Origin of the sequence: Bacillus sp. FJAT-26390 (assembly GCF_001682865.1) — a bacterium.
Taxonomy (GTDB): domain Bacteria; phylum Bacillota; class Bacilli; order Paenibacillales; family Paenibacillaceae; genus Pristimantibacillus.
Genome location: NZ_MAQX01000032.1, coordinates 395,875 through 409,851 on the forward strand (window position 1 = coordinate 395,875; position 13,977 = coordinate 409,851).

Genomic DNA, 13,977 nt, shown 5'->3' on the forward strand with positions numbered 1-13,977 from the left:
TCACCAGAGAATGAAGCAGCGTGGACGTTGGATTGCAGGAATCGCTATCGCATTGTTAGTTATGTTAAGTACTGCCTGTGGAGCTGATAAAACCGAGCCAAATAAGGTGGGAACTACAGCTGGTAATGCTGGTAACACAAACACAGAAGCAACCGATACACAGCGTGTAACTACAACTTTAAAAGGAGACATCAGTATCCCCGCTGATCCCAAGAGGGTCATCGGACTTTCTGTCGTCTACCCGGAGTTATTGTACGCGCTTGGCGTTACGCCTATTGCCGTACAAAACTATCATCAGGATGTCCCGGCCTATCTGAAGGAGCCTTTTAAGGATACGCTGAAGATGGGAATTGCCCAAACGCCTAATTTCGAAGCTATTCTGGCCTCCGAGCCGGATTTAATAATTGCCCCTACATGGTGGTCCGATAAGGATTATGATCAGCTTTCTAAAATCGCGCCAACCGTGCTTCTTCCACAGCGGGACAATTGGCGTGATGAATTGCGCGATATTGGCGGGGTTTTTGGCAAGGTAGATCAGGCTGAAAAGGTCATTCAAGATTTGCAAATTAAAGAAGGCGAAGCCAAAACGAAGCTTGATTCGCTTGTTGGCGACGAGACCGTCATGTATATGATGATTATGGCGAAGGAAATCGTTATTTACGGAGAAAATATCGATCGGGGCAAATTCATTCATAAGACGTTAGGATTAACGCCGGTTAAAGAATTTCCGCAGAGCGAGCTAAGCCTTTCGATTTCACTTGAAAAAATACCGGAATATAATCCTGACCATATCATTCTGCAGCTAGATGATGAGTCCAGCGAAGAAGTAAAGAGCAGATACGAGGAAATGATGAGCAGCTCGTTGTGGAAAAACATGACGGCCGTAAAGAAAAAGCAGGTTTACATGATGGGCGGCAAGGAATGGTTTAGTCTGGGCATGTCTCCCCTAGCGGATATTCATGCCATTGACGACGTCGTTCACGCTTTTGGAAACGAACAACAATAATGGGAGGGCATGCAGTGGGCACGGTTGATTTCCGGAAATTGGAAGAGAGATTTGCTCTTACGTTGAACAAGCTCGAAAACACTGTGCTCACCCTCCCGGCTTCCGATCTATTAATAGAAGAAAATATGGGGCTCTTAATCCACACTTACGGCCCGCTTATCAAAGCTAGAGAACGCTCGGCTGCGGCAGCTTTTTTTATGAGTTGGTATGCGGGAGTATGCGGTGCGATGCAGCATATGCTCTCTAGCGGCGATGACCAGCTCTTGGATTTGTCATTATCAAATTTATCTGTTCAATTATATGCCGGGGACCACTATCCCCTCTTTTCCTTTCAAATAAACGAAGCGCGCTTTAGCAGCATTCCGATAATAGACCGTGATAGCTGGTGCAAGAAAACGCTCGACACCTTTTATACGGATAATGTAACGCCCTTCATTCATATTTTGTCCAGGCTTACTCAGATGAACGCCATACCACTATGGGGACAGATCGTTAATGCACTGTACGCTCAAATGGAAGAAGACCTAGCCGCAGTGCCGGATGAAGTTCGCAGAACAAGCATCATTTATCATTTTAAAATGCTTACTCATGGCGTTAAGGGCCGAGCGTTCGGGCTTCGCAAAAACCCGTTTGATATTAAACTGAACTTCACTCGGCACCCTAACAACCCTCCCCATAAAGTGCTAGTGAAAACAGCCTGCTGCCTCGCTTATTGTTTGGATAGCGAATTTGGCTACTGTTACGAATGCCCGCGATTGAAAGAAAAAGATCGGGCATTGATGAGAGCACAGCAACAGTAAACGTCAGCTTCAGAAGATAATCAAAAACAACCTTCGTTATCCTATGGATGGCGAAGGTTGTTTTTCGTTACAAATTGATATATTGCAAATATTGAAGCATGCGTTTCAGTATTACAGCGCTTTGCGCCCGGGAGGCATTCGCTTTGGGTACAAACGTCGTGTCGGTTAACCCCTGAATGATCTTCATTTCGACCAGCTGCTCCGTCGCAACGATGGCCCAGTCTGAGATATCTGATCCGTCAGTGAATAGCTGCAACGCGCCTGCACTCTCAGCTTGCTGTGTTTTGCCGGCGAATGACAACGCTCTTGCGATCATTACAGTCATCTGCTCGCGCGTGATGCTCGCATTGGGCCGGAAGGAGCCGTCCTCAAAGCCGCCGATCAAGCCCGCTTGCTCTGCCGCTCCTACCGCTCCGGCGTACCAGCTCGACTCCTTCACGTCCGTAAATAATTCGCCCGCGTTTGCCTCTTGCAGCCCAAGCGCCCGTACGAGCAGCGCTGCAAATTCGGCTCTAGTAATCGTATGATTCGGAGCGAAGCTTCCATCTGGCTGACCGTCAACAATGAGCTTGCTCGCTAGCAGCTCAATATCCCCTTGCGCCCAATGCCCTTGTAAATCCGCAAACGTTCGATTCAATTGAATAACCGCATACACGCCATCATGCGGCGATTGGATCGTTACAGTCCCATTGCTAGCAATTAAAGAAGGCGCAAAATGCAGCTTGTTATTCGCATCCATCCATACTGCCGTCGCTTTGCCTTGGGCAACCGCCGCAGGCAAGGTGATCGTGCGCTGAGCATTAATCGGCTTACCGTCAACATCCAGCGTGATTATGATCGGATGCTCAAGCAACGAAACGGCGCCTTGCTTGGCGATTGCTTGCTTTATGGCGTTGCCTGATGTATCCGAAGCTTGCGCAATCGTGGCCGTAACTATCCCTTCTCCTTGAATTTCTTCGGCTCCGCTGAGCGGAATCTGCAGGCTGTTCCCGTTCACATTTACCCTTGCGATGGCGTTCGGATGACTTTCACGCAGCTTTAGGATAGATGCAGCCGGTAAACTCACCTTAACCGCGGAACCTAGCCCCTCCACGGTAATAAGCAAATCCGCTTGACCAGCGGCAACCGACTTCGCCACTTGCTCGGGTGTCAGGTGCAGCCTCTTCACAGGCTGTCCATCAGCGGCTATTTCCGTCGTCATGCGTACCTCTGTGCGAACCCCGCCAAGCATAATGCTCGCCATGTTTGCAGGAACCGTGTCCGGACTTCCTGAGCCGTTCCCGCCTGGCCCCGAAGATACGGCACCGATCCCGGTGATGGAAATCTCCTTCACCGATTCATTGCCTGCCGCATCTCTGGCATAGACAGTGTAGATGCCGTTTGCGGTGACGCTGAATTTCTGCGCTGCCAAAATATCGGTACCGGCACCGCCCGCATAATCAGCGACGTTATGGCTTCCCGGCAGCCAGGCTAGCTTCGCTAGCGTGTTGCCCGCCGTAGTCCCCTGTACGGTTGCATTCACTGTCACTTCCGCCGCTGAACCGTTATTTGTTCCAGCGACAAGAGCAACAACCGGCGGAATCGACACGATCCGAAGTCCGATCGTATTTTGTGCCGCGAACGCAACCGAAGCTGCCGAACCGTTCGCGCGCCTGATGCTCGCACCGCTTTGGAGATCCAACTGCGGGTTAATGGCAATACCATCCTCGTCCTCAAGCCCTTCCGGAATTTCGTAAGCAAAGGAAAGCTCGGTTAACGCTACACCCTGCGTGCCAGAATAAGAGGCATAAACAACCTCGGTCGCACTGCCCGTGCCGATGACTAGCGGAATTCTCGGCGTTCCGGTCACGGTCACCTCATACCCGTAATTCACCGTAAAATGCAAAATTTCGTTTTTACCATATAAATCATCGGCTGGCGTTTTTAGCACCAATTCAACCCAAGAGTCTTCAAATAGCTTCAAAGCGTTATTTAATGCGGTGATGGCTGCATCCAGCTGATTCTGCGTTTGATTTGCTGAATCGTCAACAACTGCCTGCGCGGTTCCGATCGCTGCCTGCATGGCAGTACGCGCAGCACCGGACGTCTCGCCTACGCCCGTACCTTCTGGATGATCTATCAGCTTCTGATTCGCCTCTACGAGTAACGTGCCTAGTGCTGCGGCGTCTCCGGCTTTTATAATACCGCCTTCGAACGCAGTAATCGCCGCTCGTAAATTGGCTGTCGCGGCATCCAGCTGATTCTGCGTTTGATTCGCTGCATCGTCAGCAACTGACTGCGCGATTCCAATCGCAGCCTGCAAAGCAGTACGCACTACAGCGGAAGTCTCGCCTACGCCCGTACCTTCTGGATGATCTATCAGCTTCTGATTCGCCTCTACGAGTAACGTGCCTAGTGCTGCGGCGTCTCCGGCTTTTATAATACCGCCTTCGAACGCAGTAATCGCCGCTCGTAAATTGGCTGTCGCGGCATCCAGCTGATTCTGCGTTTGATTCGCTGCATCGTCAGCAACTGACTGCGCGATTCCAATCGCAGCCTGCAAAGCAGTACGCACTACAGCGGAAGTCTCGCCTACGCCCGTACCTTCTGGATGATCTATCAGCTTCTGATTCGCCTCTACGAGTAACGTGCCTAGTGCTGCGGCGTCTCCGGCTTTTATAATACCGCCTTCGAACGCAGTAATCGCCGCTCGTAAATTGGCTGTCGCGGCATCCAGCTGATTCTGCGTTTGATTCGCTGCATCGTCAGCAACTGACTGCGCGATTCCAATCGCAGCCTGCAAAGCAGTACGCACTACAGCGGAAGTCTCGCCTACGCCCGTACCTTCTGGATGATCTATCAGCTTCTGATTCGCCTCTACGAGTAACGTGCCTAGTGCTGCGGCGTCTCCGGCTTTTATAATACCGCCTTCGAACGCAGTAATCGCCGCTCGTAAATTGGCTGTCGCGGCATCCAGCTGATTCTGCGTTTGATTCGCTGCATCGTCAGCAACTGACTGCGCGATTCCAATCGCAGCCTGCAAAGCAGTACGCACCACGGCGGAAGCCTCGCCTACGCCCGTCCCTTCAGGATGATCCGTCAGCTTCTGATTCGCCTCTACGAGTAACGTGCTTAGTGCAGCGGCGTCTCCAGCTTTTATAATACCGCCTTCGAACGTCGCAATCGCCGCTCGTAAATTGGCTGTCGCGGCATCCAGCTGATTCTGCGTTTGATTCGCTGCATCGTCAGCCACTGCCTGCGCGATACCGACTGCAGCCTGCAAAGCAGTACGCACCACAGCGGAAGTTTCGCCTACGCCCGTCCCTTCAGGATGATCCGTCAGCTTCTGATTCGCCTCTACGAGTAACGTACTTAGTGCGGCGGCGTCTCCAGCTTTTATAATACCGCCTTCGAACGTCGCAATCGCCGCTCGTAAATTGGCTGTCGCGGCATCCAGCTGATTCTGCGTTTGATTCGCTGCATCGTCAGCCACTGCCTGCGCGATACCGACTGCAGCCTGCAAAGCAGTACGCACCACAGCGGAAGTTTCGCCTACGCCCGTCCCTTCAGGATGATCCGTCAGCTTCTGATTCGCCTCTACGAGTAACGTGCTTAGTGCAGCGGCGTCTCCGGCTTTTATAATACCGCCTTCGAACGCAGCAATCGCCGCTCGTAAATTGGCTGTCGCGGCATCCAGCTGATTCTGCGTTTGATTCGCTGCATCGTCAGCAACTGACTGCGCGATTCCAATCGCAGCCTGCAAAGCAGTACGCACCACGGCGGAAGCCTCGCCTACGCCCGTCCCTTCGGGATGATCTGTCAGCTTCTGATTCGCCTCTGCCAATGATGCTTCCAGTGCCGTCGCGTCGGCTGAAACAATCGCGTCATTGAACGACTGAATGACCGCCTTCAAATCCGAAGCCGCGTTATTTAAATCTGAGGCTGCTGTTGCATTTGTGATCGCGTCGACAAATTGCTTAGCGCTGTCAAGCGCACCGCTCAAATCAGCATGTTGATTGGCTGGCACCTGTCCAATATCCGTGCCCGGCAAATGATTTTTCAACAGCTGCTTGGCTGTACGCATCGCTCCGAACAACGACGACCCATCAACGAATGTAAAACCTTTGCTTCTCGCATACGTTTGTACAATGGAGCCTGCGTATCCGAACATTTTCAAATTGGCTGGCGTCGCTTGATTGTTGTTGAATGAAATGGGATCGATAACTGTCGATTCGCTCAGCACCGTCACACTGGACAAATTATTGTAGCGGAAAGAGTATCCCCCTATGCTCGCTACGCTTTCCGGAATAACCACGCTGGTGAGCTGGTTGCCTCTAAAGGCAAAGTCGCTAATGCTCGTCAAATTGTCCGAGATATCCACGCTAGTGAGCAAATTATCTTTGAATACCTCCTGCCCCATGCTTGTAACGCTGTCTGGGATGACGACCCTAGTAAGCTTGTTGTTTTGAAATGCTCTCACGCCAATACTCGTTACGCCGTAAGGGATGTCCAAGCTAGTCAAAAAATTATAGCCGAATGCGCCATCTCCAATACTCGTCAAGCTGTTCGGGAAAACTACGCTAGTGAGATCCGTAATATAAAAAGCCGTTTCTCCAATAGCGGTGACCGGTACCCCTCCAAGTGTGTCTGGAATCGTAATATCTACCCCCGCTCCTCTGGGGAAGTCCGTAATCGTTGCACGATTGTCTACAATGGTAAACGTATAATCACCCTCCTCGTCCGCATAAGCGTACTGGGTATGCGTTAAAGAGGAGCAAAATGTAACCAAAGCAAGCAATAGGCATAAAGCTGATTTTCTCATGTTTTTATCCTTTCTGTAAAAATAGATGGGCGGTTCGCGCTAGCACGCTTTGGCCCAATGGTTGACGCCTCGACAGGCAAATAACCATCGCTATTCATTGTAGCAACGAGCAATAAAAGAATAATGAAAGATTGTTGCTGCAAAACCAAAAAAACCGCGAGGCATCAAGCCTTCGCGGTTTTTTTTGGGACGAAACTATATAATGCAGCGCCACAGCATTTACCTACCTTTTTCAGGCGGCAGGAGCTGCGCCCTTGGAGAGGGCCGCAACGATCTGATCGGTCGGCTGCGTAAGCAGGGCGAATAGGATAGCTGCCTGCTCCTGCTGATTCAACGCCTTCCGGGACTGGTAATCGGCCGATCCGTTTGCACTTAATTTGACCTCCGGTCCATGGATGCCGAGAGCGATCATCATTTTAACGGCTGGAATCGCCCAAGCGTCCGTTTTCCCTTCAAGCTTTACATTCGCGAACAGCTCCGCCGGGTACTGAGCGCTCAGCAAGCGCCACAGCATGACCGCCGCTTCTTGACGCGTAATGACCCGGTCCGGCTCGAACTTCCCGGAGCCGCTCCCCTTCACCATGCCAAGCTCATAAGCTGCCTGGACGAAAGCTGCGGAAGGATGGTCCGCCAAATCGCTGAATGCGAGCTCGGTCGTTTTGCTGCCTTTCAAATTGCTCGTTTCCAAAATAAATTTCACATATCCTCCCCTAGTCACCTGACGTTCCGGCTGGAACGCTTGGCCGCCGTCGTTCGCAAAATATCCAAGCGACTGCAAGGTTAAAATTTGCTCGGCAAAAGCATTCTCCTTCGTCACATCCGTGAAGCCAGCTGCTTTTGCGCCTTTGCTTGCATAACCAAGTGGATTGAGATACGGCTCTTTCATATAAAGAACATTTCCGTTTTCGTCCAGCTTGAATCCGGTAAATTGTTTCGTCAACTCATCAACAAACAAATTTGTGTCCACTTGATGCAGCTTGCGTGGACCAATGAAGACGTCGCTAATCAAAAGGCCAGCTTTATCCGTCTTCAAGTTCGATACGATGCTCCTGATTCGAAGATCCGCATAGTAGCCGGCGAACTTTTCAAGCTGGTCGCTTGATGCTGCTTTGTAATCAGGCAGCACCGCAGGAGCCGCATATTGCGGGAAAAAGGTCTGGATGAACTGCGGATAAAATAGGTGGTGGAGCGCTCCTTGCTGATTATACGTTAAAAAAACGCCGGTATTTTGCTCAGGAATAAGAAATAAATAAGAGCTGAAGTCTGGCAGATCGCCGGCTTTCGTAATGATTTTAGAGCTGCTTCCTGCACCGGGAATTTGGAAAGGTGCTTCAAATCCATAAGTCGTGTTTGGCAAAAGCGGGTGAATCGATGATTGATACACTTCCATTTGTTCAACAGTCTTATTGGCAAGAATTCGGCTTGATTCGATTGCCCCTCCATTTAGGAAGGCGATCATGAATTTACCAACGTCCTCGGCTGTTGCAAGCATCCCGCCATGAGGCATAATGGTCGGCGTGAGCGCGTAAGTCTCTACCCGTCTACCAGTTGCGTCATATCCGGTAGCTAAATGCTCCTTCAGCGTGCCTTCAAGCTTGAAGCCGCTGTTTTTCATGCCAAGCGGCTTGAAAATATTTTGGGCCATATACGTGTCGAACGGCACTCCGCTTGCTTTCTCTACGACTAATCCGAGCAGCAGGGAGCCAAAATTGTCATACATGTAAGAGCTGCCCGGCTTCCGAATGACCGGAGGCAAATTGGCCCGTACATAATCTTCAATAGAGACAATCTTGTCAAAATCGAAATGGAAATCTTCCTGATTCGGATCACGAATTTCAAATCCTGTCGTATGCGTCAGCAGCTGCTCAATCGTGACAGGGGTATTAAACGGATTTTCAACCTTCAGATCCGGCACATATTTCAGAAAATCATCCTTTAAGTTAATCTTGCCCTGCTCAACAAGCTGCATAGCTGCTACAGCCGTAAAGGTCTTTGATACCGAAGCGATCCGGAAGACGGTGGACGCAGGGTCTACTGCAGCTCCCTTATCCTTGTCCGTAACGCCATAACCCTTCTGCGCAATAACCTTGCCGTCTTTTACAACAACGATGGATGCGCCTACATATTGCGGTTTGGCTGCTTCCGAGGCAAAAAACTTATCGAGGAACGCAGTTGCGTTCTCCGCGTTCAGCTCGGTTGCCTTCCCTTTGCCCTCGGTTTCCGGCGCTGCACCGTAGACAGTTGAGGCCATTAAGCATACGGTCAATAACGCTGCTGCAAAGGTTTTGGCCCATAAAGAGGTTCTCGGTATGTACGAGATTTTTTTCATCCTTCCACTTTCCCTTCCAAATTTAAGGTGATAAACCATAAATACGAATCCAATTATAGGAAGGTTTCATTCTACGATAGAAAAAAGACCGATTGCCCTCTCAAAAGAGGCGGGCTGTCGGTCTTTGTTTTGCATGCTAACTCTCCTTATATAAACAATGCTACTTACACAATGCGATGATTAAACGCTAGGTTTCTTTTGCAGGAGACGCTTCAATTCTTCATCCACGCGAGCGCTGCGCTGCTCTTGCTTCTGATCGAGGCCATTGCTTCTAGCATCTAAGCCGTAAGAGCCTTTCGCAAGCTCTTGCTGCGCTTCCCATTCCATTACTTTCATTTCAATTCGTTCGAAGCCTCTTGAAGCCGAACTGCCTTGCAATGATTGCGCTGATCGCTGGCCCGTTGCTCCCGCAGTTTGCTGTACGCGGCTGATTAGCTCTGTACGCTTGCCTTGCAGCCGTTTTTTCTCTTCCTTCAACGTTTCGACATGCAGCTCAAGGTCAAGCGCGGCTTGTTTCGCAAGCTGTTGCAGCCTTGTCGTTTCTTCGATTTGCTCCTGATACACGAATTTGGCTTCAAGCGCCATACGGGCATCAACCTCGCGGTCCGTTGCTGCTGCTTGTTCTGCTTTGCCCTCGTAGTAACCCGCCTGCTCGTTCAAATCCTTTAGCTTTGCTTGAAGCATGCGCTCCTGCACTTGCTGATGCTCCATAGAGCGTTCCGCTTTTGCAATTTCCTCGTCTAAATCCCGCAAATAATGATTAAGCATCATCACCGGATTCTCCATCTTGTCTAACATCTCATTCGCTGCTGCTTTCGTCATGCTAACTACACGTTGTAAAATTCCCATTTATATATCTCTCCCCGAGTCGTATTAAATTACGGTTTAGTAACTGAAATGATTTGCCTTTGGTACAAACAATGTAGCGATAAAGTATGCCAGCAGTACAACTCCGAAGCTGCAAAATGCTGCAATGACTACCAATAGTCTGATAATGGTGGAATCAACGCCCAGCCATTGTCCGATACCTCCGCAAAGTCCAGTAAGCTTGCTGTCCGTAGTTGAACGAAACAATTTTTTCATATTTAATCGTCCTTTCTTGTTCCTCGTCTATAGCTTTATTTTAGAGATTGTCTTCTGTATTCGTAACGGTCCCCGGTCTGTTTTGCAAACTAGCCTTTTGGCGGGGAGCCATTGCGACATCTGGCGGGGAAGCGGAGCATGGCATGCATGGAATGGGTTACAGCCCCTGCTCACTTCTACATCTAAACAATAAGATTACACACGATAAACGTAGGAATGCATCTTCAGCAAGCTGTGCAACTGATTTATGCTAGGATCATAAGATCGTTCAAATACCGCAGGATATAGCGACGTTAGCTGCCGATTTCGCAAACCAATATTGGATTAATATTGGTTTTATTTCATTGTGGTCTACAATCGCAGCAATAAAGGAGGTGGTTAAAAAAGGAATGCAGCTCTGCGCAAAAATGAAAGCGCATTAATGGTTAGTTAGAAATATACTAGGAGGTTTTTTATGTTCTCAAAGAGCGACTTGCTAAGAAGAAATCCATTCGTTATTTTGTCTTTGGCATTTGTTGTTTTGCTATCGCAGCTCACTTTGTACCCATCCCCCTCTTTTGCCGCAGGAGGGCCTAACCTTGCAATCGGCAAAACGGTAACGGCCAGCGGACATGCCGATGTATACACAGCCGGCAACGTCAACGACAGCAACCAAGGCTCGTATTGGGAAAGCACGAACAATGCATTCCCGCAATGGATTCAAATCGATCTTGGCGCCAGCACCAGCATCGATCAAATCGTATTGAAGCTGCCGGCAGGCTGGGAGACACGCACGCAAACCTTGGCTGTGCAGGGCAGCACAAACGGCTCGACGTTTACCAATATTGTCGACTCTGCAACCTACACGTTCAACCCGGCAGTGGGCAGCAATGCGGTAACGATTAATTTTAGCGCGGCCAGCACCCGCTATGTTCGCCTTAACATAACGGCTAACACGGGCTGGCAGGCCGGACAAATTTCCGAGTTCGAAATCTACGGTTCCACGATAACGCCTACGCCTACGCCGACAACAACACCTACTGCACCGCCGGCTACACCTACTCCTACACCAATTCCAACAGCAACTCCGACACCTGCGCCGTCCATTACGCCAACACCGACAATTGTACCAACGCCTACGCCACCTGCTGGCTCCAACTTAGCGCTAGGCAAAGCGATCTCATCCTCATCATCGATCCACACATTCGTAGCCTCAAACGGCAATGACGGCAACACGGCTACATACTGGGAAGGCGGCAGTAACCCGAGCCAGTTGACGGTTGATCTTGGTGCCAATCACAACATCACATCGGTTGTTCTGAAGCTGAACCCTTCTACCGAATGGGGCACACGTACGCAAACGATTCAAGTATTAGGCAACAACCAGAACAATGGGACATTCAATAGCTTGGTTGCCGCTCAGTCGTATACGTTTAACCCTGCTACCGGCAATACGGTAACGATTCCGGTTGTGGCATCCGCGAAACAGGTACGGTTGAATATCACGACCAACTCCGGCGCTCCGGCTGGTCAAGTAGCCGAGTTCGAAATTTACGGCACTCCAGCTCCGAACCCCGACCTCACGATTACAGGAATGTCTTGGACACCGGCCACACCGATCGAGACGGACGCTATTACATTAAGCGCAACGGTTAAAAATATCGGCACCGCGGACTCTCCTGCTACATCAGTCAACTTTTATTTAGGCAACGAGCTTGCCGGCTCTGCTCCGGTAGCCGCATTAACGGCGGGCGCTTCGGCAACCGTGTCGCTAAATGCCGGGACAAAAAATGCCGGAACGTACCCGGTTAGCGCCAAGGTTGATGAGAGCAACGCCGTTATTGAGCAAAACGAGAATAACAACGGCTATAGCAACGCCACTGCGCTGACCGTTGCAGCCGTGCCAAGCTCCGACTTAATCGCAACAGCTACATGGAATCCAAGCAATCCTAGCAGCGGCAATACAGTAACGTTCACGGTAAATCTTAAAAACCAAGGAAACACCGCTTCTGCAAGCGGCGCTCATCCCATCACGTTGCTTCTAAAGAACGCTGCTGGCACGACTATTCAAACATTAAATGCCTCCTATAACGGCGCATTAGCGGTTGGGCAATCCGTTAATGTCACGCTGGGAACCTGGACGGCTGTCAATGGCAGCTACACGGTTACCGCAACCGTTGCAGCTGATACGAACGAAGTCATCATCAAGCAAGCAAACAATAGCAATACAACCAGCCTTTACTCAGGCCGTGGCGCTAATATGCCTTTTACCATTATTGAAGCGGAATCCCCTTCCAACACGACTAACGGCACAAAGTTAGCGCCTAACTTTAAGCCTGGCGACTTTGCTGGCGAAGCTTCGGGACGCTCTGCCGTGCATCTTGATGCAACGGGCGAATATGTGGAGTTTACGCTGACTTCTTCGGCTAACGCTTTTGTGCTTCGCAGTGCCGTTGCGGATAATACGACCGGTACAGTTAGTATTTATGCTAACGGTGTAAACAAGGGCAAGTTTACAGTAACATCCAAGTTCTCTCACGTTTATGCAACACCGAGCACGCTTGGCCGACTGGGGTATGACAATAGCCCTGGCGCAGGTTTAACGGCTTACTGGCTCTATGAAGATTCCCAGTTGATGCTTGACCAAGTGTATCCAGCCGGAACGAAGATTAAAATCCAGAAAGATACCGGAGACGTATCCGCAATCTACGTAGACATGATCGAAACGGAAAATGTCGCTCCAGCAGCGTCGAACCCTGATCCTAGCAAGTATGTTCAAGTTTCCTCTACTAAATCCATTGAGCAAGCGCTGAATGAATTTAGACAGGATGCAACGAAAAAAGGGATCTTTATTCCTGCCGGCGAGTGGACGATCAACAGCAAAATATTCCTTTATGGACGCGCAACCGAAATCATCGGCGCCGGCCCATGGCATACCAAGCTCGTGGCACCGCAAAATCAATCCAATACGGATGTAGGCTTTAATATTGGTTCTACCGCCAACGGTTCAACGATTAAAGATCTGTCTGCATGGGGCAACTATGTATATAGAACAGACGGACCGGGCAAGTTCATTGATGGCAACGGCATGCAGAACGTAACCGTTCAAAATATTTGGGTGGAGCACTTTATCTGCCTGTACTGGGGAGTCAACTCATCGAACAATACGTTCAAAGACAACCGAATCAAAAACACATTCGCAGACGGCATCAACATGACGAACGGTTCATCCTATAACGTCATTGACAACAACTATTCCAGAGGAGCCGGCGACGATGCTTTCGCCTTGTTCAGCGCGGTTGATGCAGGCGGTTCCTACAACGTAGGCAACAAGTACACCAATCTGACGGCAACTTGTGTAAGACGCGCAGCGGCTTTTGCCGTATATGGCGGTTCGGATAACCTTTATCAAAACCTTTATGGTGCAGACACGTTAACTTATCCTGGCATAACGATCAGCAGCTTGAGCTTTGGTTACAACACATTAGGCTTTGGCGACAAAGATACGGTAATCGACGGAGTCACGCTAGACCGGACTGGCGGAGATTTCTGGACCAGCGTCGGAGCAGATGACAAAATCAATGAATACCAGAACTTCGGAGCTATCTGGTTCTTCGGAGGTGACCGGACATTCAAGAACGTTCTGGTGAAAAATGTAGATATCAATAATCCGGTATACTTTGGTTTAATGTTCCAGACGAAATCGCCGGAGAACCTTGCCATGCAAAATGTTCGCGTAGAGAACGTCAACATCAACAACCCTTCCCGCTACGGGATCAAGCTCGTAGTCAGAGGCGAGCAAGGCCAAGGACCGGCTATCGGCGGAGCAAGCTTTACGAATGTAAAAGTGAACAACCCCGGCGTTGCAGCCATTTATGGCGAAAGCGGAAGCCCGAACTTTACAGTGACAAGAGTATCAGGAAACAACTGGTGATAGGGCATATTGAAAAGCAAACAGCCTACTCGGGTATCCGAGTAG

The 13,977-nt window shown here is 49.9% G+C and carries 7 protein-coding genes; 3 read left to right on the forward strand and 4 right to left on the reverse strand.

All coding sequences use genetic code 11. The features are described from left to right. The first annotated feature begins 10 nt into the window (after positions 1 to 10). Complete coding sequence (locus tag A7975_RS22605) at positions 11 to 1,006, forward strand: ABC transporter substrate-binding protein (RefSeq protein ID WP_065386612.1); 996 nt, start codon at positions 11 to 13, stop codon at positions 1,004 to 1,006. Positions 1,007 to 1,020: 14 nt separating this feature from the next. After that, entirely contained in the window at positions 1,021 to 1,806 is a 786-nt protein-coding gene (locus tag A7975_RS22610) for a hypothetical protein (RefSeq protein WP_065386613.1), read from the forward strand. 67 nt (positions 1,807 to 1,873) lie between these two features. On the opposite strand, the gene A7975_RS22615 is transcribed toward A7975_RS22610, so the two are convergent. The 4 genes from A7975_RS22615 to A7975_RS22630 all read right to left on the reverse strand — a co-directional run bounded on the left by A7975_RS22615 (position 1,874) and on the right by A7975_RS22630 (position 10,019). Further along, positions 1,874 to 6,607, reverse strand: a complete 4,734-nt coding sequence (locus tag A7975_RS22615; RefSeq protein ID WP_065386614.1) for an S-layer homology domain-containing protein — start codon at positions 6,605 to 6,607, stop codon at positions 1,874 to 1,876. 232 nt (positions 6,608 to 6,839) lie between these two features. Further along, on the reverse strand, positions 6,840 to 8,936 hold the full coding sequence (locus A7975_RS22620) for a serine hydrolase domain-containing protein (protein ID WP_065386615.1): 2,097 nt from the start codon (positions 8,934 to 8,936) through the stop codon (positions 6,840 to 6,842). 180 nt (positions 8,937 to 9,116) lie between these two features. Further along, on the reverse strand, positions 9,117 to 9,785 hold the full coding sequence (locus A7975_RS22625) for a PspA/IM30 family protein (RefSeq protein WP_065386616.1): 669 nt from the start codon (positions 9,783 to 9,785) through the stop codon (positions 9,117 to 9,119). Positions 9,786 to 9,821: 36 nt separating this feature from the next. Beyond that, the gene (locus A7975_RS22630) at positions 9,822 to 10,019 is read right to left on the reverse strand and encodes a PspC domain-containing protein (RefSeq protein WP_053372890.1); all 198 of its coding nucleotides are present in this window, start codon (positions 10,017 to 10,019) and stop codon (positions 9,822 to 9,824) included. 454 nt (positions 10,020 to 10,473) lie between these two features. Here A7975_RS22630 and A7975_RS22635 point away from each other — a divergent pair, with 454 nt between their 5' ends. Further along, entirely contained in the window at positions 10,474 to 13,932 is a 3,459-nt protein-coding gene (locus A7975_RS22635) for a discoidin domain-containing protein (RefSeq protein ID WP_065386617.1), read from the forward strand. Positions 13,933 to 13,977: the final 45 nt, after the last annotated feature.